Genomic DNA, 26250 nt, shown 5'->3' on the forward strand with positions numbered 1-26250 from the left:
TTCCGGTGTATTTCAGGATTTGTTACTCACCTAGCTTTACCTGTGGTCTTACAATTACAAACCTTCAAGGAGAATCGTGATTCAGCTTTGAGTCAAACCATATGAAAACCTATGTTTTCGAACGCGGGAATCGCTTCACCTGGTTTTACCGACATCCGTTGTGACCAGAAAGCTCCAGGTCGCCCCAAATCACGTCAACACTTGCCGCTTTATAGAGCAATTTCGAATCAAGCTGACTTCTCACCAGAGAAAACAACCCCTATCTCAAGCATTTTAGAAGACTGTTTCAGTTTTGCTATTCCCATTTGTTGCGAATAGCGTGTCGACTGTTGAAAGACTAAGCCTCCTGTTGTCTAGAACGATTTGGTAGCAAACATTTTTAAGACATCGCGAACTTTCCGAAAATCACCAGACAGCGAATCGCAGCCAATCTGGTTGATGTAGCAATCGTTCAGATCATAGAATGTGACGTCCGCACCGTCGAATCGCTCGTGTAAGACCGACGAAAGAAGATTGAAATCATCGCTCTCGGATCCCTCACGCAACTTAACAAGCTCGCGGATCATTGCCACAGAAGCGATTCTCTCGGTGTCTTTGTTGATATTCTTCTTCCAAACATCAAGAGGCGTCTTACTGATAAAGTTAATCGGCTCAAGCGTCACGCAACCCACTTCGCTTTTTCAGCCACCAAACAGCCTTGCCTTCCAAAGTACTCCGAAAGCCTGCTGGTAACCGTTCTAAAGAAATCAAAATATGAGTAAGCAATAGGACGTAAGAATTATCGGGGCTGGCAAAATCACGAAGGTACTCAACGAAAACGTACTTATTCTTATTAAACGCTCGAGAGCCAGGATTGGCAAAGTAGAGCGCCTCATCAGGGGTCATTCCAACAAATATCTGCACCAAGCGAAAGAGCCCAGTAAAAACTCCCTCGTGTGCGTACTTCTCGATCTGCCCGGTCGCCTCTTTTACAGACGTACCGCTACGCTTAAGCTCGATATGGATGACCGGCATGCCATTGATGAGTAAACACAAGTCGCCACGGCGATCATTTAAGATCTTATTCTTGGCAGGATACACCGGCTGTTGGGCTATCTGGTAGCGGCTTTTACCAGCAGCAATCTCGTCACGGTCATAAATTGCTAAGTAGACCGTCTCACCAAAATGCAGTGTATCGTCAGGATTATCACGCGTGATAGGGACAACCTTACCATTGATGAAACCGTTGAGCGCAAGCGGGGTCTTGAGTGTTTCAATCTGCTCGATAATCTGAGCCATCTCACCCTGTGTGAGCGGACAGCCATTCAAGCGGTCTATTCTTGAGTTGTTCTTAAATAAGATCCTCGCCCAATTGTCAATAAGATCTTGTTCTGTGGGATAGCGTAGAACGCCTTCCTCATCATCCCATCCGTGCTGTTTGAGTACGGTAATTACTGCCTCTTCAAAGGCGGCTTCCCTATCAAAAATCATAAGAGAACCTATCAACAAAAGAATGGATAACGTCCATTTGCCTTCCAGACACATTATAGGCTATGGAAGTATTCGGTAATACCCATGCACAAGCTTATGAAACACGCTTTATACTGCTTTTTTCGCTCATACCGAAAGGTTCCCGGCAAGCTGGAGCCCGATTGCATCTTCTTGAGGGTTTGTCGTGTTGCAGATAAAGAAAACGGCATCAACCCCCTGCATAGCCTCTGCCCCGGCATCAACCCCCTGCATGGCCTCTGCTCCGGCATCAACCCCCTGCATAGCCTCTGCCCCGGCATCTACCGAGCTCATGTCGCCGACAAATACTTCTTTCGCCCCTGCTTCGAAGAGCAGCTTCTTCACTTTTTCTGCTGTGAATCCATGTGCGAGCTTCTATTCCTTTCTCTTTACATGCTTTTAGGAGATACGTACCAACCTGACCACTTGCACCAGTCAGTAAAATCATGTTTTCCTTCTTCAAATCCAATCTGTATGAATAAAGACACCTAGTTCTTTTAGTTCTTCTACAAGTGTATTCGGAGAGCTGTTTGCAACCCCTCGACTCTTGAAAACAAAAATAACGAGAACGCTTCTCGTCGTCAGATCAATACCCTTACAATAAACAAGTGGAAAATATGAGCTATGCAACGGTATAGAGTTCGAGAAGGTCGCTGCCTATGAAAATCAAAAATATGTTTTGGAATCCGTTTGTTGCAGCCGTCATCATACCTTGGGTGGTTTTAGGCATCATACTGATTGCCAGAACAGCCGGGGCCTTGCTTATAGGAAACCTTTCGTTTTTCTTACTCGTAATCAGCCGAATTTGTATTGTGGTAATTGCTGTAGAAATCTGCTTGTTTGCCTTTATGATGTTTGAGCCTATTGTCCTGCGGCTTCTTGCCGTGGCAGGAACGATACTCATAATCTTTCTGGCGCTGCACAATCCCCTTTTAGATCTTTTCTATCTCACAAACCCCATACAGGCCAATATAATGGTAACCAACACTCGCTATAGCAAACAGTTTGTAAGCTATTCAATCTTTTACCATCTAGACGGAACCGATGATTCGGGGCAAAAACTATCCTTTCGTATAGATCGAGCAAGCTATGAGCGCTTGCGGCAGCATAAAAATCTCCGTATTCATCTTGTTTATTTACCTCATACCTTGCATGTGCTGGCGATCAAATACTAAAACCTGCTGTTCCGCTTAAGCGTTGCTTTTAAACCAGTAGCAAAACTATTTTCGTGCTCCTTTGTCTGTTTGGGTATAAATGCATATACCTTGTCAATGTGTGGGAGGATGATCATGTCTGCTGTTCTTATTTTGGCCGCTGATGGATTTGAAACGATTGAGTGTCTCACCATTCTTGACGTGCTGCGCCGAGGTGGCGTGCGGACATCCCTTGTCTCCACTATGGATACGCGCGAATGCGTAAGTGCCCAGCAGGTAACTATAGCCTGTGATTTTACGCTGGATGAAATCAATCCCGATGACTATGACTGGCTCATTCTTCCTGGCGGCATGCCCGGGACCACTCACCTACGCAATGATCCGCGCGTATGCGCTCTCGTTGAAGACTTTGCAATTAACAAGCATGTGGGAGCGATATGCGCCGCACCAAGCATCCTCGGTGAGCTCGGGTTACTCATTGGTAAACGCGCCACGTGCTTTCCTGGCTTTGAAGAGAGTTTTCCCGCAGGTACCTATGCCGGTAGCAAGACCGTTGTTGTTGATGGAAACCTGATAACGGCAAGCGCCATGGGTCAGGCGCTTCCTTTCGCGCTTGCTGTTCTCGAAAGCATTGCCGGAAAAAAAGCTGTAGAAAAGGTTCGTGAAGGAATCCAGCTCTAGCGCTCAGCTAAAACGTGGAAAGGGCCAACAACACGTCTGAGTAAAACTTACATGGGGGAAATGAGGCTCATGCATGATTTTGGCATCGCAATCACCACGTCGCATTGAGCTGTTGCGTGAGGCTGGTTTTGATATTGCCATTCAACCTGCTTGCATTGATGAAGCTGCGCATGAAGGCGAAGCACCACTGGATCTTGTAGCTCGTTTGGCAAGCACAAAAGCCCTAACCGTTGCTGCATCTGCTCCAGAACATGAGTTGATTATTGGTGCGGATACCATCGTCATCCTCAACCAAAAAATCCTTGGTAAACCTCAAGATAACGCCCAGGCTCACGAAATGTTAAGGGCACTTTCTGGCAAAACTCACCTCGTTGCGACTGCTGTATGTATCGCAGCCGGCGGGCGTTTGGCTCATGTACTTGACGCCTTTGTTGATGTTTGTGAAGTAGAGTTCTGGGAGCTATCAGATACCGAGATTGATACCTATATTGCATCAGGCGAGCCTATGGACAAGGCAGGTGCATACGGAATTCAAGGCATAGGTGGACGTAAGCTTGTCAAAGGCATTCATGGCGACTTTTACACCGTTGTGGGGCTTCCAATCGCACGTCTTGCTCGCGTACTTACTCGCCTGAACTCACATACATAGCGTATACACGCAATATCTCTTCAGGCTTTAACTACCAAGCAAACTGTGCTTTAAACACTCGCAAAGCTACTCACCTCAGCTAGCTCACATGTGAGCACTCATACACCAAGACTCCAGGTGCCTCGGCGCTAAGATATGTCGCTAAGATATGTATGAGCTGGCCATCATCACCTCTCAAGGAGCTTTCATGAATAGGCACACGAACCTCACCCCTATACCCATCAATGAAGTCTCTGGCTTTTCGCTTGGCCATTGGACAGATCCCATCGGAGCTACCGGTTGCACGGCAATTGTATGCCCAGCCGGTGCCACAGGCGGCGTTGATGTGCGCGGAGGCGCTCCCGCGACTCGAGAGACCGACCTCTTAAAGCCAGAAAACACCGTAGACACCGTTCATGCCGTTATGCTCTCTGGCGGTTCGCTCTTTGGACTCGCCGCAGCCTCAGGAGCTGCGATTGAACTTGAAAAACGCGGTATTGGGCTCCCAGTTGGCCCGGCTCGTGCTCCTATTGTTGTAGCAGCAAGCCTTTTTGACCTCATGGTTGGAGATCCACAGGCTCGACCAACCGAGGCAGCCGGACAGCATGCGGTAGCAGCCGCACTTGACAAAAGCCCAGAGGCCACACCATCCATCAGCCACAATACTCATACTAAGAGCCACGATACCTATAATCATCACCCAGATCTGCTCGATGCCAAGGCAGATGCGAGCACCGAAACACTCACTCAGCTCACACCCCGTACTCACGCATCTCAGCACAGCACAGCACCACTTGCAGAAGGCAGCGTGGGAGCAGGAACAGGGGCCAGTGTAGGAAAGCTATTAGGGCCTGAACACACGATGAAAGGTGGACTGGGTGCTCGTGCTTTTGCCGTAGGCAAGCTCCAGGTTGGTGCCGTTACAGCAGTAAATGCCTGCGGAAATGTCGTTGATCCTACAACACTTGAACCCATCGCTGGCATGCGAGATGAAACAGGGCGCATCCTTGATATGGAGGCGGCAATGATTGAGCAAGCCGCTCATCTTTCGATGCCGCTTGATCAGGGTCGAGCAAATACTACAATTTCGTGCATTATCACCAATGCACGCCTAACCAAGGCTCAAGCAACGAAGGTGGCGCAAATGGCAGCCGATGCATATGCGCGCACCATACGACCAGCACATACCACCAACGACGGAGACTCTATTTTTGTCCTTGCATCTGGTGAGATGAGCATAGCCGATACCCCGCCGATTGATCTTATTGGAGTGGTTGCTGTACAAGCCCTTGAAGCCGCAATTGTTGCAGCAATACGTGAGGCAACGAGCCTCTGTGGGGTCCCTGCAGCGCGAGAGCTCGGAACAAAACAGGCTTGACAACATATCTTTGCGGGGTAGAGTGAGGTGTTGGAAAGAGAACCCCCATGGGTTCACCCTCAATCCAAGGCAAGGAGCGTGCAATATGGTCGTCACACCTGCCTCTCTCCCCGTATATAACACCCGCATTTTATTTGGCGGACGACCATCCTCCTAAAAAGCCTGAGCCGGCCACACACCTGCTCTGCCTTTGGGTCTTTTATGCCAATTCGCTGCACTGCCCTGTGTTTGTGCGCAGGTTTAATCATGTCATCATCACGAAAGGAGGCGGCCATGGAATCCGACAGTAGCCCTCGAGAACCTATCCTCGCGCCTGGTCACAGAGCCTATCTGTCTCCACGTGCATACCCATGCCGCTTCAAGGAGGCACCTCATGATGATGTCAACCAACCTGTTTACCGGAAAGGATGCACGGGCAGCTGCCCTGCGTGACGCCCGAAATCACCGTATTCACCGTGCTGCAGCAGCTAGCATTGATGAGCTGCTTGCAAGTCTATCCAGTAGCAAACACGGACTCACAGAAGAAGGAGTTCGTACAAGCGCTGAGGAGCACGGTGTCAATATTGTGACGCACGAGCGCAAAAAGTCCCTCTCCCGCCGCCTCTTTGAGGCCTTTATTAATCCCTTTACCGCCATCCTGCTCTTTTTGGCAGGAGTCTCTACAGTCACCGATATGATCTTGCCTTCATTTGGACTGTTGGGAGCTAAGGCAGCTGACTTTGATCCCACCACAGCGATCATTATTGGCGTTATGGTGGGAGTATCCGGAGCCCTTCGCTTTATTCAGGAATCCCGCTCGGGAGACGCCGCCGAGCGCCTGCTCGACATGATTGTTACCACCTGCACTGTCATTCGTGAGGGCTCTCATACCGAGATCCCTATGGACGAGATTGTAGTAGGCGATATTGTGCATCTATCTGCAGGCGACATGGTACCGGCAGATCTTCGCATTATCGAGGCAAAAGACCTCTTCGTAAGCCAATCCGGCATTACCGGCGAAAGCGAGCCGTGCGAGAAAACTCGTGCTGCAGATGCTGTAGAGGACTCAGTAACCGACTACAGCGATATTGCTTTTATGGGAACAAATGTCATCTCTGGGGTGGGTAAGGGTGTCGTCGTAGCCATTGGGGATGAGACCCTCTTTGGGCATATGGCCTCGGCGGTTGCCCAAGATGCCGGCGACACGAGCTTTAGCCGTGGCGTAAACGCCGTTTCCTGGGTACTCATCCGTTTCATGATTGTGATGGTGCCGCTCGTCTTTATTATCAATGGCGTTACCAAAGGAGACTGGCTGCAGTCTTTCCTCTTTGGCATCTCAATTGCAGTAGGCCTTACCCCCGAAATGCTCCCCATGATTGTTACCACCTGCCTGGCAAAAGGTGCCGTTACCATGAGCCGTAAAAAGACGGTGGTTAAAAGTCTCAACTCCATCCAAAACTTTGGTGCCATTGATATTCTTTGCACCGATAAAACCGGTACCATCACAAAAGACCAGGTCGTTCTCCAATATCACTTAAATATTGAGGGCGAAATGGACATGCGCGTCTTGCGTCTGGCATATCTAAACTCTTACTTCCAAACCGGCTATAAAAACCTGATGGATCGCGCCATCATCGCAAAAACCGAGGAAGAAGAAGAGATTGATCCAAGCCTCACCGACCTCTCCGAGGCCTATGTCAAGGTAGACGAGATTCCCTTTGACTTTACGCGCCGCCGCCTCACGACCGTAGTGGTAGGCCCAGATGGGCAGCGACAGATGATAACCAAGGGTGCCATTGAGGAGATGATGTCCATCTCTACTCAGGCAGAGTATGGCGGAGCCGTACTGCCGCTGACCGACGATATCAAAGCAAAGATTAACGATACAGTAAATGACCTCAATGAGCGGGGCTTTCGGGTTTTAGGGCTAGCTCAAAAAAGCAATCCCTCACCGCTTGATACCTTCAGTGTTGAGGACGAGTCTGACATGGTGCTCTTGGGCTATCTGGCCTTTCTTGATCCACCAAAGGAGTCCACAGCAGATGCCCTTGCTGCCCTTGACGCTCACGGAGTTACCACCAAGATCTTAACCGGCGACAACGACCGCGTAACCCGCACCGTTTGTGAGCAGGTAGGACTTCCTGTCAACAATATGCTGCTTGGATCTGATGTTGAAGACATGAGCGACACCGAACTTGCCGAAGCTGCAAAAAAGACTGACGTTTTTGCCAAGCTCACGCCAGATCAGAAGGCACGCATCGTAACCGTGCTTCGTGAGCACGGCCAGGTTGTAGGCTTTATGGGCGATGGCATTAACGATGCTGCTGCCATGAAAGCCGCCGATATTGGCATCTCGGTAGATACAGCAGTTGACGTAGCAAAAGAGTCTGCAGATGTCATCTTGCTTGAGAAGGATCTCATGGTGCTCGAAGAGGGCATTGTGGAAGGTCGGCGCACCTACGCCAATATGATCAAGTACATCAAGATGACGGCATCTTCTAACTTTGGAAACATGTTCTCGGTGCTGGCGGCATCTGCCATGCTTCCGTTCCTTCCCATGATGAGCCTCCAGCTCATTACCCTCAATATGGTGTATGACCTCTGCTGCACAGCTATACCCTGGGACAATGTTGACCGCTCCTTTGTATCGCGGCCACGCACCTGGGACGCTTCCTCCGTTGGCCGTTTCATGCTCTGGATTGGACCTACAAGCTCGGTCTTTGACATCCTCACCTATCTCTTTATGTACTTTGTTCTTTGCCCGGCCGTGGTATCTGGCGGTATTCCCTTCCATGAGCTGGCGGCGCATTTCTCAGGTGGCGAACTCGCTGGTATGCAGACGGCCTATATTGCTCTGTTCCAGGCGGGATGGTTTGTTGAGTCCATGTGGAGTCAAACCTTGGTCATCCATATGATTCGCACAACCAAGCTTCCCTTTATTGAGAGCAGGGCATCGGCACCGGTCACGCTTTTGAGCATTACCGGCATCACCCTCATGACGCTCATTCCCTTCACGCCAGTAGGAGCTGCGCTGGGCTTTATGCCGCTACCGCCCGCCTATTTTGCATTCCTTATTCCATGCATCTTGGGCTATATGTTGCTCGCAACAATCATGAAGCGCGCCTATGTGCGCCGCTATGGAGAGTTGCTCTAAAGGCTCTGAACGGCTGGTTTCGACAAGAGCCGGGTGAGCCTTAACGGGCTGCAGTAAGAGCCGAGGGTAAGACGAAGCCGCTTGCACGAGACAGAACGAGTCTCTATTCAAGCGGACTCTTTCGAGCTTGTTTATCCAGGGTCGGGTACCACACTGGCGCCCGACTCTGTGCGTTCTTGCACCCTTAATTGAACTTTACGATTTTGCCCGCTAAATGATAGAGCCCAATAGTTGCCCGCTCACCTAAGCGTGTGGGCAAATTCGTGCCAAGCCCAACTACACCGTAGCGGGCACGACGATACATTGCTGGATCATGCTCTTTCAGATCAGCCCAGAGCCTGCGCAACTGGCGGGGCTTTTCAGGATCATCAGAGAGCTTGGTAAAGACGCTACAGATGGCCATCATCATCGTAAAATAACCCATCATATAGCGACGAAGATGCGGCTCGGAAATATCTTCATAGAGCCGATAGGCATCCATCATGATCCGCGTAATCCGGAACTGCTGATCCAAACGACCAATCATGGTGGTCTCATTTACGCTCTGTCCCTCACGACCAATATAGTAACGATACAGGTCAATATCTGCGTAATACATGGTCAAACAGCGTGGCAGCGGAACATATGCATAGATATTATCAACATAAAACGTGTGTGCTGGCATGGGGAGCGGAGCGCGCCTCAACACGTCAGTACGGTAGCACAGGCTGTGCATAATAAGGTTTTGCGATGGTAAGAAGCGACCCACCTCTTCCCACCCAAATACACGGTTTTGAGGAAGAGCGCTCTTGTAGCCAATCGTGGTATGCGTTCCCTCATGTACCTTTTCGTACACGTAATTTGAGATGAATAGATCGACACGCTCACCGGTTGCAATAAAACTCCGAAGCGCCTTGAGCATAGATGCAAGGGCTTCTGCGTTCAACCAATCATCGGAGTCCACAACCTTATAGTAGGTGCCTCGCGCCTCACGAAGCCCCGCCAAAACCGCCATGCCATGGCCGCCATTTTCTTGGTGAACAACCCGAACAATATCCGGATGCCGAGCTGCCCAAGAATCGGCAAGAGCCGGGGTTTCATCTTGAGAGCCATCATCGACGATGATGACCTCAATATCTTGAGCTCCATCTGCCCCATCCAAAATGGAGGCAACACAGCGATCTAGATCCTTTGCAGCGTTATAGCTCGGAATACCAAAGGAAACGGTCACATCCCGCTCGGCGGGCTTTTGCTGATCAAGCCCTTCGTGCTCGGTAAGATTTTCTGACATCATATTAGGCATGCAAGGCGATGATTTCATCTGAAAGCTCCAGCGCGGATTCAGTAACCGCGTCCATGTCGTAGTAGCGATACTCGGCGAGACGACCCACCGGATGGAAATTGGTAAGCTCTCGCACACGTTCAAGATAGCGATCGTACAGCGCGCGGCTTTCCCGATCAATAACAGCATAATACGGAATCTGGCCACTCGAAGGCGACCATGGCCGACTGTACTCGCGCATAATGGTGGTTTTACCTGGTACGTCCTGCTCAGTCAAAATCTTAAACTCGGTAATACGCGTAAAGGCTTCGCTTACCGTGTAATTAATGGTTCCTACCGGCTGGAACCGATCTTGATCCAAGGTCTCTACGCCCAGCTCTAAGCTGCGATACGGCAAGACTCCAAACTCAAAACCAAAGAGCTCATCCAAAGGACCGGTGTAGATGATCTCTCCCCCATAGGGCTCGTTAGCAAACAAGGTACGGGTCTCTTCAAAAGAAATGAGATCCCGGGCATCAACATCACAAAAGACGTCGATCAGGTCATGGTGAAGCATGCGCTCAAACATGGCCGTATAGCCATCGCACGGCAACCCCTGAAAACGCGCCTCGGGATAATACAGATCACACTCACCAATAAGAATGGGCACCCGATCAAGCACGACTGGGTCAAGCTCATCGGGGGTCTTTCCCCACTGCTTAACCGAATAATGGTAGAAAATGTTTTCAAACACATAATCTGCCACCTCGGCTAAATCAGGATCATTGGTATCTCGCAGCTCCAAGATGGGAACGGTAACGTCTTTTCCAAACGTAGCTACCAGCTTGTCAAACAGACGCTCCGCTCGCGCCGGGCCAAAGGCCAACTGCAGGCTTTGACGATTAAATGGCACGGGCATCAGCACACCATGAACGTCTGCAAGCACACGATGACGATAATCCGTCCACTCAGTAAAGCGTGAAAGAAACGAATCCACCCGCTGGCTTTTTGTATGGTATACATGCGGTCCAAACACATGGACGCGAATACCAGCCTCATTGACGCAATCATACGCATTGCCCGCAACGTGGCCTCGACGCTCCAGCACCGCAACATGAATGCCTAAGCCCTCTGCAATGCGGCGAGCGCATACCGAACCAGCAAAGCCCGCGCCCACGACAATCATGTCGTACTTATGCGGATTAAAGCTCTGTGGTAAGCCAGAGCCGAAGACCATCTGAACTCCCTTGCACACGACGATGGTTCGACGAGGGTGCACAGACGTCTCGCCCTCACGGGATTATACAGCCCGTGCCGTATAATAAGCATTGCCACACAAGGAAAGCTCAACGCATACGCCAGGCTTGGCAAAATCGGGCGCGCGCACCACGCCCAGACCGTGCGGATGGGCGTGTTAGAGCGGAGGGTTTTGATGGGCGACTTTTTAAACCGAATGAAGCAAGCTGCACGGGCAGACAAGCGCACGATCGTTTTGCCTGAAGGTGAAGATGCACGCACACTTGAAGCGGCGAAAAAAATCATCGCTGAAGACATTGCCCATGTGGTTATCCTAGGAGACCCAGCCAAAATTGACGTTGAGGGCGCTACCGCCATTGACCCTCGTACCGATGAGCGCCATGAGGCCTATGCCCAACGTTTTGCTGAGTTGCGTGCCAAGAAGGGCGTTACCATCGAACAGGCTCGCGCACAGGTAATGGACGCCACCTATTTTGGCACCATGATGGTAAAAATGGGAGACGCCGACGGTCTGGTCTCCGGTGCCTGCCACTCCACCGCAGACACCCTACGCCCCGCTCTTCAGATCTTAAAAACTGCCCCGGGCACCAAGCTTGTCTCTGCCTTCTTTATTATGGTCACGCCTGATGAGCGCTTTGGTTCAGATGGCACCCTGGTCTTTGCGGACTGTGCCTTAAATATTGCGCCAACCGCTGACGAACTGGCCGAGATTGCAATTGCGAGCGCTCACTCCTGGTCTACCTTCATGGGAGAAATTGAACCGCGTGTAGCCATGCTCTCATACTCCACCATGGGTTCTGCAGGCGGAGATGTTGCCAAAAAGGTGCAAGAAGCCACGGCTTTTGCTAAGGAGCGCGCACCTGAGCTTGCCGTGGACGGAGACCTCCAGCTTGATGCCGCTATCGTAGACACCGTGGCTGAGCTCAAAGCTCCTGCAAGCGAGGTTGCCGGCAAAGCAAATGTGTTGGTCTTCCCTGATCTTGAGGCAGGAAACATCGGCTATAAACTCGTACAGCGCTTTGCTGGAGCCAACGCCTACGGACCGATCCTGCAAGGTATTGCCAAGCCGGTCAACGATCTCTCCCGTGGATGCACGGCAGACGATATCGTTGGCGTAGTTGCTATCACCGCTGTTCAGGCTCAGATGGCAGAGTAGGTCTTAGGGCTCGCTGTTCGAGATGCTTAGCTTCTGGGGCGAGCCTGCTTGTTTGAACTTGTTGAGACCTTTGCTTGCGGCTGGTGCTTAGAGCTCGCTGAAGAAGATGCTTGCCGCTGAAGGCTCGCGCTTCTGGCACAAGCCTGCTCGTTCGAACTTGCTGAGATCTTTGCTTGTGGTTGCTGCTTAGAGCGCGCTGAAGAAGATGCTAACTTCTGGTGAAAGTCGGCTGAGATCTTTTCTTCTGGCTACTTAAGGCTCACTGTTTAAGGCTCGCGCTCGAGGGACTTGTCTCTGGCGTGAGCCTTTTTATGTGAGCTTACCTGGCAGCTATCTCTGGTTCGAGCCTTTTTATGTGAGTCTGGTTTCCAGTTGTTTCTGACGCAAGCTTTTTTGTACGAGCCTGCCGTTCAGCGAAATCGAAATATCAGAAAGAATCACTCAAGTGGACAGAGTGCGTGCCCAGGCTTCAGCCTGGCAGCAAGCTCGTATTATCAGCATTCTGATCGTTAGGAGGTTATTTTTAGTACATTTATTGCCCCTGAGGCACAGATTTGACGCCAAGTGCGGGCAAAAATGCTCCTCGAGCCACCAAAATGCACGCACACAACGAGATACGCTTGGCTCAGGTGCAGCGCTTTGAACGGTAAGATCGCGCGGAACAACCACGGCTGCAAGCGCCATGACATCTTTCCTCAATTGCATAAAGCCCCGAATAAGCAAGACGTTGTACGAACCAAACAAAAGGCCGGTGCGCCACACCGGCAGGAGCGATGCACGATTACAAATCAAGTTGAACACGCCACACAGAGGCCAGTCGCCACACTTGTGAAAACGCACCGGCCTCATCAGACAACAATATGCAACACATTACATGCTACGACGGCGGCGAACGATAATCCTACCGACAACTGCAATGACTCCCAATACCAAAACGGTACCGATAACAGTCGCTCAAGAAGCGCGCACTGAGTTAAAAGTATCGACCCACCACGTCCGCGCCGCGTGGTATCAATTATGATAGATAGTTATCTACCATGAGCAGCTTTGTTGCGCTCTTTGAAAGGGGTTATTCATGTCCGAATGCAATACCTGCCACCGATCGATCAGCGATATCGCTAAATTCTGTCCGTATTGCGGGTCGGCACAGGCTGCTCCAAAACCTGCTTTAGAACCTTCTTCAAAACCTACTCCGGAGCCTGCACCTGCTCAAAAACCTGCTCCTGCACCTACTACTGAGCAGCAATCACCAGCGAGACCTACAATCACTCTCCCGGCCGCCGCAGCATCCACCTCTCAGCCTCCAGTGCCTCCTCTTTCTTCCGCACCTCAACAGGAGTCGAGCAACCAGGTATCTGCAGCCGCCCTACCTCAAACTCCGCCCTCTCCACTCTCTCTAGCTTGGACTGACTGGAAAACATCACCAAACAAGCTAGGTATCGCCGCCAAACTCGCCTTGTTCCAATTCCTTCCCGGAGTTGGCAATCTCACGCTGCACGGCTTCGCTCTTTCGTGGGGACAAGAAGCCGCAGAAGGCAACCCCCACCTCATGAACAGTAAGATCGTCCGCCCCGGAGTCCTCGATGCAGGTCTTTATGGCTTCATAACCACACTCATCTATAAGATCGCTTTGTTCTCCGTAAGCGTTCTTTTGCTCCTTCTGCTCGTTCCCTCAAAGCTCAGCAGCCTCGCTGCCCTTTTAATTCTCGGGCTCTCCCTCGTCAGTATCCCGCTCATCGCTCTTTGCCAGATGACCTCTGCTCTTACGGGCGGTGTGCGTGATGGTCTCAATATCTCACGTGCTTGGACGCTGCTCACATCGTCAAATAAAACCGGACATCTCCTCACCGCCACCTGCGTGCCCGCCATTATTGTCTTCACGCTTACGCTCTTAGCTGGATTTATCTGGTTCATGATCGCTGCTGCCATGATGACGGCCTCTGTGGCGTCTCAAGCCAACTCGCTCTCGATGATGGGTCAGAGTATGCTTTTTTACGGCATGTTCGGTATAGACGTGTCTGTAATCATCTCCTCCATCATCGGCACCCTCTTCTCAATGGTTCTGCTATGGCTGCCGCTCGTTTTTGGATTCTTTTACCTTCATACTGCCGCTCTACTCATTTCGTTGCGGGCTGTGGGGTACTGGATGCACGATGTAAAGCCTTCTGTTGTTTGTGGAAATCCCGCAATAGAGGCGTAAGGCCGAAAGGATGAGCTGAGATGTTTTGTGAAAACTGCGGCACAGAACTCGTACCTGATGCGAACTTCTGCATCGAGTGCGGCCATCCCGTGTGCAAGGACACAACTGAGATTGCTGACGCACCTACACACCCGGCTGCACCTCTATCGGATCGCACAACGGCAACCCTGTCCGAGACTACTCCGGAAGTCGAAACTGACACCACGTCTGAACACACTGCCCAAGCAACTTCAGTACCTGAAGCTGATTCGGATATTGACGACGAGACTGCGGCGGTGACGGTCAACACGTCCGCTCCAGAGACTCAAGAAACTCAAGAGACTGTGGTCGAAGAGGCAACGGAGTCAGCCAGCGAAACGGATTCTCTGCCTGAAACTACCCCGAAGGATCAAGCTGCACCGACTGCTCCAACAGCTGAAGAACCTGCGACTACATACATGCCAACCGTGCCTCAGCTGGTAACAACTCCGAGTGCACCGAAACACCCCATAAGTGGAAAACGAAAGAGCATGCTCATCGCCGTTGCCACCGCTTTACTCCTTGCCCTTCTTATCGGCGGTGGATTTTTCCTCGTTCGGGGCGGCTTTTTCGGTTTCGCACACAATCATGTACATTACGGAAAGGCGACCGTCATAACTGTGTCCCGTCGTGCTCCAATCGTTCCCGCCGATGAACAAGGAACACCACTCGAGCGGTATACCCTCAGTATCACCAAAGCAACTGATAGCTCCGGCAAGCCCATTGATCTCGACGAAGCCCCGAGCTTCAAAGTGAAAGGTGAAGACGGCTTCACGATGGATGCGCTCTTGGATCAAGAGCTTCCAGATGGCACCTATCAGATCACGCTACGAACCAGCGAAGGTAATGTCAAAACCCTCCCTCCGATCGAAGTCACACCCAACGGCTCCAACGAATCGGTAACCATCACTCCAGCACCCGGGGATCCGAACCATCCAAGCTCCAACCAGCTATTCCTTGCTAAAATCGAGGAGCTCTCAGAAGCGTACGGAGAACCGGAGATCAGCTGCCACAACATCACCAAGTTGAGCGACACAGGAGGTGCTAATCAGTCATTAGTTCAGGCTCGTGCAGACGGGCTTGCATATGCTGAACTCATCGATTTTGGAGATGGCGTAGAGCGCCTTGTTACGGCACACCTCACCAAAGATGGCTTTGCGAGCCTACTATCTCCAGACAGCGGGATCAGATACGAGGTCGAACTCTGGAAGTACGACGAAGCGACCGGATCTGTACGAGCAGCCTGCGACCCAATCGAATGCGGCACTGTCTCAACAGCCGACGATCCCATGCACGAGCGTGATGTTTCAATTGTGCAAGATCCTGATGGAAACCGTTATCTCGTGTTCGAAGATTTCATAGGCAACGGTGGACTCATAGGCCTTTCCCAAGTCTATGGAGTCATGAAAGATGGATCGTTCGGCCTACTCTGCCGCGCAACGTCACAATTCGCACGCATCCCGGGAGAAGATTCAGTCGCGACGGATATCGACGGTGAAATGAATCTTGACGAGTTCAAACGACTGTTCCGTGCAGTACTTTCAAATCGCAAGACCGGTGGAACATATCAGACCTTCACGTGGAGTGTAGAAGGTATGACCGAAGAAGAGGCACAGGACGTCGCAGAAGGCCTCAGAAGCAACAATATCCGAAGCACCGATGCCACGTTCATACTCCCCGCCGAACTCTGCGACCGCGCCCGGGCAACTCACCACGAGCTGACGCGGCGCTGCAACAACAGGGGATCAGTGAAGGACGTTACCTCTACTACCGAAAGTACTGCTATTACCTATAACACCTACTATATAGGGCCTTTCGAACCTTATAGCACGGAGACTGCAACATGGACCTATGTACAGCTCGAAACAACAGAACCAGATACCGCTGTTGACGAACTGAATGAAAAGTTTAAACAGCGTTTTGAACGGCATCGTGAAGCAACCACGAATGCAACGGGAACCAGCTGGACTACGATCCGCTACGATCAAGCCTGCACCTATGTGCGCGACGGGATCGTCGGCATCACGACAACGATTTATGGAACGCTCTGGGGGCCACATGGCGATGGCAAAGCCACCGGTGAGATTTACGACGTCGCCACCGGTCGACCAATATGCGCATGGGACGTGGCGGGCATTTCTGAGCATCAACTATTCGAGGAAGCGCATCGCGCTGTCCTCTCGCATGAACAGCGGAGGTCATTGGGTACTCCGTTTGATGAGAACATGATAGAAGGAGAACTCAAAAATCTTATTGCGACCGGTGGATATCTTCTCAAAGAAGATGGGGTCTATCTGTACATTCCCTACTATGCATTCGGAAAGATTTATGCAGAGGGCACAGCAGAGCTTCTTGTTCATCCCTTCAATGCGTAGCACCTTTTAAGCCTGAGGATGCTCTTGCATCCTCAGGTCAGCCCTGCATCTCTAGGCTAGCCTTACATCTCTAGGCACCTGCCGCTGTTAGTCGAAAGCAAACAGCGGTAGCACTGCGGCCATTCATCTATTCTTAACCCCTCGCTCTTACGAGTAGAGGGGTTATTTTTAGTACATTTATTGCCCCTTAGGCACAGATTTGACGCCACGTGCGGGCAAAAATGCTCCTAACGACACCAAAATGCACGCACGGCCGCAATCAGATCAAGCACCCGAAAGAGATTCCGCTCATCTAGAAAATGCGTCCTTACACAGCAGCAATCAGATCAAGAACCCGCAAGAGATTCCGCTCATCTATGGAATAAGGAGCTGCAGCACGAACAGCTGGTTTTGCACAAAACGCAATACCGATACCTGCAGCCTGAATCATAGGGATATCGTTTGCTCCATCCCCTATGGCAATCACGCGGCAAGCCGGGATCCCATGCTCGCGTGCCCATGCAAGCATGGTCTCACGCTTAAGTTCACGCGTAACAACCGGCCCGGTCGTTTTTCCAGTCAAGCATCCTGCACACACTTCAAGGCGGTTCGCAAGACAGCAATCAATTCCTGCTCGCATCACCAACTCGTCTGCCACCTCATGAAAGCCACCGGACACCACACCAACCACCCAGCCGCGACGGTGTGCTTCAGCAATAAGATCCAAGGCTCCAGGCGTAAAGCTCACACGATCGAGCACCCGCTCAAAAACAGATACAGAAAGACCCGCGAGCAAACCCACACGCTCAGAAAGAGCTTTAGCAAAATCGAGCTCCCCCGCCATGGCACGAGCCGTAATATCAGCGACGCGCTCACCTTGTCCAGCCTCATCAGCAATAAGGTCAATGACCTCCTCGTTAATGAGGGTAGAGTCGATATCCATAACGATGAGTCGCCGCTCAGCGCTCGGTGTAGCTCCAGCAGCCAGCGCTCGCCTCTCGCTACCATCAACGCAAGCTAGGCGTGCGCAAGCAGCGTCGTCTTGAACACTCGAATCGCTCAGCATCTCACTCCTCACCTCTGCACACGAGAAAAGAAGTGCACACCACAAACATCAGGAAACTCAACGCAGCTCATGGTCATCAAAATGCAAGACGTTCAACATCTTTGGCGATCATATATTCTTCGTCGGTAGGAATAACCATAACCGTTACAGCAGATCCAGCAGCTGAGATCACCCGCTCACCGCCAACCTCTGCGCGATTGCGCTCGCGATCAACGCGCACACCAAGCCACTCAAACGTCTGACAAAATGCCTGACGAATTGACCAGTCATTTTCACCAATACCTGCCGTAAAGGTAATGGTATCTACACCCGCCATGCTTGCAATCATAGCGGCGGCATGAGTCATTGCCTTATACGCAAACATATCAAAGGCCAACAGGCAGCGCTCATCTCCAGCCTTGGCTCCATTTCTAATATCGCGCGCGTCGCTTGAGATGCCAGAGACTGCCAAGAGGCCGGACTGCCTATTGAGCATATCGTCCACCTCGTCGTAGGTATAGCCGCCCTCACGCTGGAGATAGCACACCGTAGCTGGGTCAATGGAGCCTGAGCGCGTGCCCATCATCAATCCATCGAGGGGTGTAAGACCCATCGTGGTATCGCGACACTGTCCATCTTCGATCGCACAAAGCGAAGAGCCATTGCCCAAATGACACGAGAGGAGCCGGTGACAAGAGTCACCTAAAAGCGCCTTTGCACGCATCCACTCATACCGATGGCTGGTTCCGTGAGCCCCATATTTGCGAATGTGATATTTCTCGCATACTTCACGCGGCAACGGATAGGTTGATGCCACCGCCGGCATACTCATATGGAAGGACGTATCAAAAACAGCGACGTTAGGAAGGCTCGGGAAACGCTCGCGGCAATACTCGATAATTGCTGCTTCACCATAATTGTGCAGCGGTGCTAAAGGTGCTACCTCAAGAATCTTTCGCAACACCTCATCATCTACCAGCGCGGAGTCAGAAAAATGCCAGCCACCCTGCACGATCCGATGTCCGATTCCATCAATGGCAATATCGAGCTCTGAAAGATGGTCGAGCACCGTACGGATTGCTGAGCGATGATCGGGGAAGAGTGCCTCCTCTTCTACCTTCGCCTCGCCTTGTACCGCGTGCCCAAAGATGCCACGATCAAGACCAATCCGCTCACAGTTGCCCTTTGCAAAGATCTCACGAGTACCCGCATCCATCAGCTGGTACTTCAAGCTTGAACTGCCGGCGTTCACGACGAGTACGTTCATAGGTGCTCCTTTTCGGGGCTCACATGGCAATACGCGCTAACCCTTGGATCGAGATGATGGACAGTACAGAGGCAAGAGCCTATCTTCTTCCAACAGTTGCCACCATTGGGGTGAACAAGTTGCTGGACAGCGCAGAAACGGTAGCCTAACTTTCGCTCAAGTCCTACACCAATCTACTCACATAGTACGCAAAAGATACGGAAACCCGTTGCCCCTAGCTTGAGCACGCCAAAACACCGCAGATGTGCGCCCACATAAGCGAGCCCGAAGAAGCACAGCTCGCTGCAGGCGCGTCCGCAGACGTGCAACCACAAGGACACAACCTCGCTGAGATATGAGCCGGACAGGCGCACCCGCAGAAGCGAGTCCGAAGAAGCGCAGCCCGCTGCGGAGCAAGACAGACCCAACGCTGCAGCCTCATCTAGACGCTTTGAGACACAATCCGCTCTACATCGTCAGCGATCATGCGCTCCTCATCGGTTGGGATCACATAGACCGCCACAGGAGAATCGGGGCGAGAAAGCTTCCAAGCACCATCTGCACGCAAGGCATTACGAGCATGATCAAGCTCAACGCCAGCCCAGGTCAGCCGATCACATACACCCGCGCGGAGGGCAGGAGCATGCTCACCAATACCAGCAGTAAATACCAGGGTATCCATGCCGCCCATCGCGCAGGCCATCTCGGCCACCTTTGCAGCAATCTTATAGATGAACATATCGAAGGCGAGCGTGCAGTTAGGATCTCCCGCAGCAACACCCTCTTCAATATCGCGAACATCGTTTGTTGTACCAGAAACCGCAAGCAAGCCAGATTGACGATTCATCATGTCGTCAATCTCATCAAAGGTGTAACCACCCTCACGCTGCAGGTAAATGACGGTTGCTGGATCAATCGAGCCACACCGCGTACCCATCATCACGCCATCGAGCGGCGTTAAACCCATGGTGGTATCTACACAGGCACCGTGCTCAATGGCAGCAAGTGAAGCACCTGAACCAATATGGCAGACCACAACACGCTCAGCAGCGCCATGCTTCATCTCCGCTAAAGCACGGGAGATAAACCGATAGCTCGTACCGTGGGCACCGTATTTGCGAATATGTAAGCGATCGCACACCTCACGCGGCAGCGCATACGTGCGCGCAACCTCAGGCATATTGAAATGAAAAGCCGTATCAAATACCGTCACATTGGGAAGGTCGGGATATGAACTCAGGCAATACTCAATAACATCTGCCTCAGGGTTGTTATGCAGTGGAGCGAGCGGAGCGACCTCGCGAATCTTTGCTAGGATATCCTCATCTACCAGTGCGGAATCTCCAAAATACCAGCCACCCTGAACGATCCGGTGGCCAATACCATCAATTGCAACCTGATGCTCCTCAAGATCGGCAAGCACGACCTCAATAGCACGCTTATGATCGGGGAACTCAACCTTATCGGTCACCTTAGGCGAGCCCTGAGCTGTATGCGTAAAAGTACCGCCCGAAAAACCCACGCGTTCACATGAACCCTTCGCCAGAATCTCCCCGGTTTTTGTATCCATGAGCTGGTATTTAAGAGTTGAGCTACCGGCATTTACAACGAGAACGTTCATGGAACTCCTTCAACGGATTAATCAGACCACACCATCATACAACCAGTGAGCGAAAGATATGCTTAGACCAAGCCTTCACCCAAGGTCTTGCCGCCCAAGACATGCATATGAAAATGCATGACGGTCTGACCGGCATCAGCACCCTTATTGGTAATGACGCGATAACCCTCTGCAAGGCCTTTTGCCTTTGCAACCTCACGAATTGCCTCTGTCATAGCAGCCAAAACATGAGCTGGTACATCATCTGCAATATCGTCGTAGTGACCCTTAGGAATGACGAGAGTATGAACAGGTGCCTGAGGGCTGAGATCGTCAAAGGCAATAACCTCATCATTTTCAAAAATCACCGTAGAGGGGATCTCGTGGCTGGCAATCTTACAGAAAATGCAATCGGGATCAGTCTTCATGATCTTCCTTTCTTAACCAAATCTGAAACAAGGTCGCAGCTTGGCCATCAACTAGGACGATAGAACATCATCCTCATCCGCCGGCCAAGTAGTCTGACCAGCAGTTAGAACGACAGAACATCATCCTCATCTGCCGCCTGAGCAGACGAGCCATCCGCTAGAACGACAGGGAATCATCCTCATCTGCCGCCTGAGCAGGCTCCAAAACATCTGCCCCATCAACATCTTTCACCAACACAGACACCTTCTGTTCAGCATCTGCCAGACGCTCGCGCAAGCTCTTGAGCAGCTCAACACCGCGCGAATAGCCCTCGAGCGACTCCTCAAGCTCCAGCTCGCCCGATTCAAGGTTACGGATAATACGCTCGAGCTCTTGAGATGCCTCGCGATAGCTCATCTCATCAATCTTTTTCATATCGACCTGCGTTTCCTCTGTAGCCATACCAGTCCTTTCTATCAAAACTCTCGTCTTATGACTTCGCTCACCGTGCCGAGCACCTCACCATCGGCCATGCGTACGCGCAAGGCAGCACCTGGCTCAAAAGCAGCAACCGAATCTGCCACCTTATCCTTGGTATACGCAATGGAATACCCCCGAGCTAAAACCTGCAAAGGAGACAGGGCATCAAGCTGGGCTGCTGCGGCAGCAAGCTCAGCTTTCGATAGGCTCAAAATACTTGACGCAAGACCACGCAAACGCGAAATAGCCAAAACAAGATCGTGCCCGCATGCACGCACCGACGAGCCTCCAGCACGCGCCAAGCGCTCAGCTGTTTGTTCGAGCTCAGCTACTCGCCGCTCAACGGCAGCTCCTGGGCTTGCGAGCACCGGACGAGCTGCTTGTGCCTCCAGACGCATGCGCTCACGCGCAACTAAGCCCTGCATTGCTCGAGCAAGACAAGTACGTGCCGCCTCAGTATCTTGCACGCCTGTCGCTACAGAAAGAGACAAGGTGCGAGCCAGGCGCTCAGCTCTGGTTTCCAAAACGGTAGCGAGGTCTTCTTTTGCAGGAGCCACCGACTCTGCAGCTGCCGTTGGCGTAGAGGCGCGACGATCGCTTACCATGTCACAAATTGAGGTATCCGGCTCATGCCCAATGCCTGTAACTACCGGAATGGGAGATGCAGCCACCGCGCGCGCAAGCGCTTCGTCGTTAAAGGTCATGAGATCCTCAAACGAGCCGCCGCCGCGCACCAGCAAAATGCACTCAGGAGCAGGACGCAGAGCTGCTGCTCGCTCAAGCGCCTCAACAAGCTCTGCCGGAGCCCCCTCACCTTGAACCTTTGCTCCCACGCAAATAATCTCAACTAAGGGGTTTCGCCGCCGAAGTGTGCGCTTAACATCGTCAATAACGGCACCAGATAGCGAGGTCACCACAGCTACGCGCATACAAAATGCCGGAATTGGACGCTTGCGAGCAACGTCCATCAAGCCCTCGCGGCGCAGCTTTTCTGCGAGCGCCGCAACCTGCTGGCGCAGCAAGCCCTCCCCTGCCAGTGCAAACGAACGGGCAACAAAGCTCATGCGCCCTGTTGGCCGGTAGAGGTCAAATGAACCCGTTAGATTAACCTGCAGGCCATCACGCAGGTCAAAGCTGCGTTTTGCATATGCGCCCTTCCAAATGATGCAATCCATAGCAGCTGCATCGTCTTTAATTTGAAAATAGCAGTGCCCACTGCGGGCATTGGGGCCACGAAAGCCTGTAACTTCACCCAAAACGGTAATCTGAGGGAGTGACCCAATAGCATCAGCAGCAAGGGCAACCGCCTGCGAGACCGAAACCGAGTCAGCACCACTCGACTTCTGAGCCGTAGTTTGTTCCCATATGCTCACTCAAACCCCTTTCTATGCTTTTTCTCACCCAAAAGCATAACGCAGCACCCGGACAATACCGCAACGAGGGTAAGCAGATACTTTTTGAGCGTCCTGTATACACAGCTCAACAGCCGACATGTAGGGGAAAGCAGACGTATCACATACGGCGAATGTAGAGAGATCGAGCACACCGACTCACGTGCCCGGTACAATTCAGCGGCTCCGAGCACACAGGATAGACACTTCAGGATTCAGAAGCCCGGAACAAGCGAGCTTAAAACACACAGGCTCGGCACTTCAGGGTTCAGAAACCCAGAGCAAGCGAACTCAAAACACGCCAGCTCACGCGCGCTGCACGATTTCAGAAGCCCTGAACACAAACAGACTCACGTGCCCGGTACGATCCAGCGGATCAAGGCACTCAGCCTCAAGCACGTAACGCCTTAATCTCGCGAGCGATTACGACCGATCAGGTAGAGGAGCTGCAAAACGCTGGTAAGTGCTGCAGCAACATACGTGAGAGCTGCAGCGCGCAAGACCTCGCGAGCGCCAGCTGCGTTGGCAGGACTCATGCCCGAGGCATCAATATAGGCAATGGCGCGGCGGCTTGCATCAATCTCAACTGGAAGTGTTACCAGATGAAAAAGAACCGAAAAGGCAAAGAGGACAATCGCTGCCGTAGTTAAGCCAGAAAGATTGAGCCACATACCACCCAGCAGCACATAAAACCAGATGCTCTGTGTGAAATTTACCGCCGGAACCAAGGCCGTGCGTATGCGCATCATGGCAAAACCCTGAGCATGCTGAACGGCATGGCCCGCCTCGTGGCAGGCAACGGCTACACTTGCAACCGATCCGCCTGCTCGATTCTCTTCAGAGAGATACAAATTCTTATCCTGCGGATCGTAATGGTCGGTTAACGATCCTGCTACTGGCTTAATCCCAACCTGGCCACAGCCAAATTCATCCAACATACGCCGGGCAACCTGCGAGCCACTTGCACCATCAGACTCCACAGCAGACCACCTGCGGTACGTGGTTTTAATATAGCTCTGAGCAGCAGTTCCGATAGAAATTGACGCTACAACAAGCAGCAAATAAAACGGGTCAGTGTGATACCAAAAACCATAACCAAACACGGGAACCTCCCTTTATGCAAGCGCGGCAAACCGCTTCAAAATCACTTTACCAAGGCTATAACAGTTCCAGATGGCCATCTTTAACCGTAAGGCCCATATTGCCGGCAAGCAGATCGTCAATCATAGGACCTACCAGCTCAAAGCGCCAGCTATCACGCAGGGGGCTCTGGTCTGGATGCTCAATATAGGCAAGCAAATCATCGCGGGAAGCAATGAGTTGAGCCGCAACGCCTGAGCGCTCAGAAACCAGCCGAATGAGCGCATACATCAAGTCCACAACACTCTCAAGCTCGGGAGACACCGTATGGCGCGAACGGGTCTGCGCAGGTAGATCTTCTGAAGGACATACCTGGCCTCGCTGAATTGCTCTCAAAAGCTCCGCCACAGCGGTTGTGGAAAGATTATTCGTACCACGCACCCGCTTTAACTCGTCAAAGGTCTCGGGTGCGCGCTTGGCAACAGCCACCAATACCTCATCTGACATAAGCCACTTGCGCGGAATATCCCGACGGCTCGCCTCATACTCGCGCCATGCAGCGAGCTCACGCGCAATAGCTTGCTGGCGACGCGTGAGCGCAGATACGCGCTTGACCCGCAAATACGCCCGACGTGGATCAACCACATAATGATCAAGCCGAGCGAGCGGAGCAGTTTCTGCCGCTACCCACTCAGCGCGACCGGTCTCAGCAAGACGTTTCGCAATCTTTTTATATGCTTGGATCAGGTAGTACACGTCATCTATGGCATAGGCCTTTTGGCGCTCCGTGAGCGGACGGCGAGCCCAATCAGTCAGCGACTCACTTTTTGGCAGCACAACCTTGCAAAAGGTGTGCACAAGCGAAGAGTATGAGATCTGCTGGCGAGACCCTAAAAAGGCAGCGGCGATCTGTGTATCAAAAATTGGAGCTGGCAAAACGCCCAGGGCATGATGCAGAACTTCCATATCCTGAGCACAGGCATGAAAGACCTTTGTAGTTGAGTGATCCTCTAAGAGCTCTGCCAGCGGACTCATATCTTGAAATGCAAATGGATCAATGAGCACCGACTCTTCCTCAGTTCCAATCTGAACGAGGCAGAGACGCGGATGATATGAATTCTCTCGGATGAACTCGGTATCAATCGCTACGGCATCATGGGTGCGGGCTCGCTCGCAGACCTTTGCAAGTTCGGGAAATGTGGAAATCAACATATCTCACCTTGGAGATGCGAGTTAGAACAACTCGCGGTAGGGTATGGAGACGGATACCACTATACTCGGCTCGTCATCGGATAGGAATTACAACCATGCGTTGCCTCATCATCCACAATCTTGCGTCTGGTCCTGGATCAGATGAGATTTTCACCTTTGCTCACGCGCTGTCTGAAGCCGGAGATGAAGTGATCTTTCGGTTTTTAGGGCCTGGGCTCGAAGCAGCCGAAGCAACACGTGATGCCTGCAGTTTTGACCGAGTTGTTGTCTCGGGAGGAGACGGTACGGTATCGAGTGTGCTCGATTACCTCAGATTCACCGGCATTCCGGTTCTTGTTTTTCCTTCAGGAACTGCCAATCTCTTTTTTAACAATATTGGAAACGCGCCAGAAGCTGCCGCACTCGCTCAAGCCTGCCGCGCAGGACGAACTGCCACGGTAGACATGGGCGAGCTGACCTGGGTTGACGATGAAGGGAATCATCAGCGCCACGGCTTTATTATCATCGCAGGTACTGGCTATGATGCAGCCATTATGCGCCGAGCAGAAGAGACCCATGGCGAGATGGGCGAGATTGCCTATATGCTTGCAGCCCTCACCGAGATAGCTCCGCAGCGTGCTCACTTTGTTATTGAGCACGATGGCAAGGTAGATGAGCTGGAAGGCATTGGCTGCATGGTGGGAAATACTGCTCTTCTGCAAAATGAAATCAATCTCTTCCCTGATTGTCGCATGGATGATGGCCTCATAGATATTGCGGTAATTGATTCTGGCCCTATTGGACTCTTACCAACCGTTATTGCTGGAGTCCTTGATCCTGCAGGAACCGGCCTTGGACGGCCGCAGTTTACCTTCTTCCAGGCAAAAGAGGCAAAAATTACCGCCACGCCTTCGCTTGGCATGGAGTTTGACGGAGAACTCATTGAGGGAAAACCAGGCTCGTTTACCGCTCATGCTATTCCACGCTGCCTTACGCTCATCATCGATGAGTTCTCGCCGCTCAATCACTCAGAAGCTGCTCACTAGGGATGCACGCCCAGAAAGGCATACTCAAAGCGATCGAGGAGCAAGCGCGTCGTGTGCGTGCGGGAGCAAGCGTGTC

Annotated in this window: 23 protein-coding genes; 9 read left to right on the forward strand and 14 right to left on the reverse strand. The window is 51.9% G+C overall.

The annotated features are described in order from the left end of the window. Positions 1-353: 353 nt before the first annotated feature. From K6V98_RS01045 to K6V98_RS08760, 4 genes are all read right to left on the reverse strand, one after another. Positions 354-662: a hypothetical protein gene (locus tag K6V98_RS01045; protein ID WP_222198671.1), complete on the reverse strand. Its 309-nt coding sequence runs from the start codon at positions 660-662 to the stop codon at positions 354-356. Beyond that, the gene (locus K6V98_RS01050) at positions 652-1470 is read right to left on the reverse strand and encodes a type I restriction endonuclease (protein WP_306792642.1); all 819 of its coding nucleotides are present in this window, start codon (positions 1468-1470) and stop codon (positions 652-654) included. The genes K6V98_RS01045 and K6V98_RS01050 overlap by 11 nt, the downstream gene beginning before the upstream one ends. Before the next feature lie 126 nt (positions 1471-1596). After that, positions 1597-1833 (reverse strand): M55 family metallopeptidase, encoded by a 237-nt coding sequence (locus tag K6V98_RS01055; RefSeq protein ID WP_222199034.1) that lies wholly within the window; start codon positions 1831-1833, stop codon positions 1597-1599. Beyond that, positions 1739-1936 carry an NAD-dependent epimerase/dehydratase family protein gene (locus tag K6V98_RS08760; RefSeq protein ID WP_222198672.1) on the reverse strand — a complete coding sequence of 66 codons (198 nt, stop codon included), beginning with the start codon at positions 1934-1936 and terminating at the stop codon, positions 1739-1741. The genes K6V98_RS01055 and K6V98_RS08760 overlap by 95 nt, the downstream gene beginning before the upstream one ends. Positions 1937-2147: 211 nt before the next feature. Here K6V98_RS08760 and K6V98_RS01065 point away from each other — a divergent pair, with 211 nt between their 5' ends. The 5 genes from K6V98_RS01065 to mgtA all read left to right on the forward strand — a co-directional run bounded on the left by K6V98_RS01065 (position 2148) and on the right by mgtA (position 8462). Beyond that, on the forward strand, positions 2148-2663 hold the full coding sequence (locus K6V98_RS01065; protein WP_222198673.1) for a hypothetical protein: 516 nt from the start codon (positions 2148-2150) through the stop codon (positions 2661-2663). Positions 2664-2777: 114 nt separating this feature from the next. Further along, a complete protein-coding gene (locus K6V98_RS01070) occupies positions 2778-3323 on the forward strand; it encodes a DJ-1 family glyoxalase III (protein ID WP_222198674.1) in 546 nt (181 codons plus the stop codon). 73 nt (positions 3324-3396) lie between these two features. Then, the gene (locus tag K6V98_RS01075) at positions 3397-3972 is read left to right on the forward strand and encodes a Maf family protein (protein WP_222198675.1); all 576 of its coding nucleotides are present in this window, start codon (positions 3397-3399) and stop codon (positions 3970-3972) included. 187 nt (positions 3973-4159) lie between these two features. Continuing rightward, entirely contained in the window at positions 4160-5329 is a 1170-nt protein-coding gene (locus K6V98_RS01080) for a P1 family peptidase (RefSeq protein ID WP_306792643.1), read from the forward strand. Positions 5330-5702: 373 nt separating this feature from the next. Further along, complete coding sequence (mgtA, locus tag K6V98_RS01085) at positions 5703-8462, forward strand: magnesium-translocating P-type ATPase (RefSeq protein WP_222198676.1); 2760 nt, start codon at positions 5703-5705, stop codon at positions 8460-8462. A gap of 184 nt (positions 8463-8646) precedes the next feature. On the opposite strand, the gene K6V98_RS01090 is transcribed toward mgtA, so the two are convergent. After that, a complete protein-coding gene (locus K6V98_RS01090) occupies positions 8647-9762 on the reverse strand; it encodes a glycosyltransferase family 2 protein (RefSeq protein ID WP_306792644.1) in 1116 nt (371 codons plus the stop codon). Next, on the reverse strand, positions 9737-10939 hold the full coding sequence (gene glf / locus K6V98_RS01095) for a UDP-galactopyranose mutase (RefSeq protein WP_222198677.1): 1203 nt from the start codon (positions 10937-10939) through the stop codon (positions 9737-9739). Before glf ends, K6V98_RS01090 begins: the two co-directional genes overlap by 26 nt. Positions 10940-11134: 195 nt before the next feature. Here glf and pta point away from each other — a divergent pair, with 195 nt between their 5' ends. The 3 genes from pta to K6V98_RS01110 all read left to right on the forward strand — a co-directional run bounded on the left by pta (position 11135) and on the right by K6V98_RS01110 (position 16708). Continuing rightward, positions 11135-12115 (forward strand): phosphate acetyltransferase, encoded by a 981-nt coding sequence (gene pta / locus K6V98_RS01100; protein WP_222198678.1) that lies wholly within the window; start codon positions 11135-11137, stop codon positions 12113-12115. A 1549-nt stretch (positions 12116-13664) separates the two neighbouring features. Next, positions 13665-14315: a hypothetical protein gene (locus K6V98_RS01105; RefSeq protein WP_222198679.1), complete on the forward strand. Its 651-nt coding sequence runs from the start codon at positions 13665-13667 to the stop codon at positions 14313-14315. Between the two features lie 20 nt (positions 14316-14335). After that, a complete protein-coding gene (locus K6V98_RS01110; RefSeq protein ID WP_222198680.1) occupies positions 14336-16708 on the forward strand; it encodes a zinc ribbon domain-containing protein in 2373 nt (790 codons plus the stop codon). Between the two features lie 307 nt (positions 16709-17015). Here the strand turns inward: K6V98_RS01110 and serB are convergent, their stop codons facing one another. The 8 genes from serB to rnd form a co-directional block, all read right to left on the reverse strand. Beyond that, complete coding sequence (serB, locus tag K6V98_RS01115) at positions 17016-17753, reverse strand: phosphoserine phosphatase SerB (RefSeq protein ID WP_222198681.1); 738 nt, start codon at positions 17751-17753, stop codon at positions 17016-17018. A 76-nt stretch (positions 17754-17829) separates the two neighbouring features. Further along, positions 17830-18999: an acetate/propionate family kinase gene (locus K6V98_RS01120; protein WP_222198682.1), complete on the reverse strand. Its 1170-nt coding sequence runs from the start codon at positions 18997-18999 to the stop codon at positions 17830-17832. Positions 19000-19420: 421 nt separating this feature from the next. Next, on the reverse strand, positions 19421-20599 hold the full coding sequence (locus K6V98_RS01125; protein WP_222198683.1) for an acetate/propionate family kinase: 1179 nt from the start codon (positions 20597-20599) through the stop codon (positions 19421-19423). 62 nt (positions 20600-20661) lie between these two features. Further along, positions 20662-21006, reverse strand: a complete 345-nt coding sequence (locus K6V98_RS01130; protein WP_222198684.1) for a histidine triad nucleotide-binding protein — start codon at positions 21004-21006, stop codon at positions 20662-20664. 157 nt (positions 21007-21163) lie between these two features. Further along, complete coding sequence (gene xseB, locus K6V98_RS01135; protein WP_306792645.1) at positions 21164-21448, reverse strand: exodeoxyribonuclease VII small subunit; 285 nt, start codon at positions 21446-21448, stop codon at positions 21164-21166. A gap of 14 nt (positions 21449-21462) precedes the next feature. After that, on the reverse strand, positions 21463-22839 hold the full coding sequence (gene xseA, locus K6V98_RS01140; protein ID WP_222198685.1) for an exodeoxyribonuclease VII large subunit: 1377 nt from the start codon (positions 22837-22839) through the stop codon (positions 21463-21465). A 425-nt stretch (positions 22840-23264) separates the two neighbouring features. Further along, positions 23265-23960, reverse strand: coding sequence for a zinc metallopeptidase (locus K6V98_RS01145; protein ID WP_371734493.1), 696 nt, complete (start codon positions 23958-23960; stop codon positions 23265-23267). 55 nt (positions 23961-24015) lie between these two features. Continuing rightward, the gene (gene rnd, locus K6V98_RS01150) at positions 24016-25149 is read right to left on the reverse strand and encodes a ribonuclease D (protein WP_222198686.1); all 1134 of its coding nucleotides are present in this window, start codon (positions 25147-25149) and stop codon (positions 24016-24018) included. A gap of 95 nt (positions 25150-25244) precedes the next feature. Here rnd and K6V98_RS01155 point away from each other — a divergent pair, with 95 nt between their 5' ends. Next, the gene (locus tag K6V98_RS01155) at positions 25245-26174 is read left to right on the forward strand and encodes a diacylglycerol/lipid kinase family protein (RefSeq protein WP_222198687.1); all 930 of its coding nucleotides are present in this window, start codon (positions 25245-25247) and stop codon (positions 26172-26174) included. Positions 26175-26250 lie beyond the last annotated feature (76 nt).

Origin of the sequence: Collinsella ureilytica, assembly GCF_019795105.1 — a bacterium.
GTDB classification, from domain to species: domain Bacteria; phylum Actinomycetota; class Coriobacteriia; order Coriobacteriales; family Coriobacteriaceae; genus Collinsella; species Collinsella ureilytica.

Bases quoted from the DNA above. Each gene is read 5' to 3' on its own strand.
- K6V98_RS01125 (WP_222198683.1), bottom strand. From the start codon at position 20,599: ATGAACGTTCTCGTTGTAAATGCCGGTAGCTCAACTCTTAAATACCAG.
- serB (WP_222198681.1), bottom strand. From the start codon at position 17,753: ATGCTGAGCGATTCGAGTGTTCAAGACGACGCTGCTTGCGCACGCCTA.
- xseB (WP_306792645.1), bottom strand. From the start codon at position 21,448: ATGGCTACAGAGGAAACGCAGGTCGATATGAAAAAGATTGATGAGATG.
- pta (WP_222198678.1), top strand. From the start codon at position 11,135: ATGGGCGACTTTTTAAACCGAATGAAGCAAGCTGCACGGGCAGACAAG.
- K6V98_RS01130 (WP_222198684.1), bottom strand. From the start codon at position 21,006: ATGAAGACTGATCCCGATTGCATTTTCTGTAAGATTGCCAGCCACGAG.
- K6V98_RS01065 (WP_222198673.1), top strand. From the start codon at position 2,148: ATGAAAATCAAAAATATGTTTTGGAATCCGTTTGTTGCAGCCGTCATC.
- K6V98_RS08760 (WP_222198672.1), bottom strand. From the start codon at position 1,936: ATGATTTTACTGACTGGTGCAAGTGGTCAGGTTGGTACGTATCTCCTA.
- K6V98_RS01070 (WP_222198674.1), top strand. From the start codon at position 2,778: ATGTCTGCTGTTCTTATTTTGGCCGCTGATGGATTTGAAACGATTGAG.
- K6V98_RS01110 (WP_222198680.1), top strand. From the start codon at position 14,336: ATGTTTTGTGAAAACTGCGGCACAGAACTCGTACCTGATGCGAACTTC.
- K6V98_RS01075 (WP_222198675.1), top strand. From the start codon at position 3,397: ATGATTTTGGCATCGCAATCACCACGTCGCATTGAGCTGTTGCGTGAG.
- K6V98_RS01080 (WP_306792643.1), top strand. From the start codon at position 4,160: ATGAATAGGCACACGAACCTCACCCCTATACCCATCAATGAAGTCTCT.
- K6V98_RS01050 (WP_306792642.1), bottom strand. From the start codon at position 1,470: ATGATTTTTGATAGGGAAGCCGCCTTTGAAGAGGCAGTAATTACCGTA.
- rnd (WP_222198686.1), bottom strand. From the start codon at position 25,149: ATGTTGATTTCCACATTTCCCGAACTTGCAAAGGTCTGCGAGCGAGCC.
- K6V98_RS01120 (WP_222198682.1), bottom strand. From the start codon at position 18,999: ATGAACGTACTCGTCGTGAACGCCGGCAGTTCAAGCTTGAAGTACCAG.
- K6V98_RS01105 (WP_222198679.1), top strand. From the start codon at position 13,665: ATGAACAGTAAGATCGTCCGCCCCGGAGTCCTCGATGCAGGTCTTTAT.
- glf (WP_222198677.1), bottom strand. From the start codon at position 10,939: ATGGTCTTCGGCTCTGGCTTACCACAGAGCTTTAATCCGCATAAGTAC.
- mgtA (WP_222198676.1), top strand. From the start codon at position 5,703: ATGATGATGTCAACCAACCTGTTTACCGGAAAGGATGCACGGGCAGCT.
- K6V98_RS01090 (WP_306792644.1), bottom strand. From the start codon at position 9,762: ATGAAATCATCGCCTTGCATGCCTAATATGATGTCAGAAAATCTTACC.
- K6V98_RS01155 (WP_222198687.1), top strand. From the start codon at position 25,245: ATGCGTTGCCTCATCATCCACAATCTTGCGTCTGGTCCTGGATCAGAT.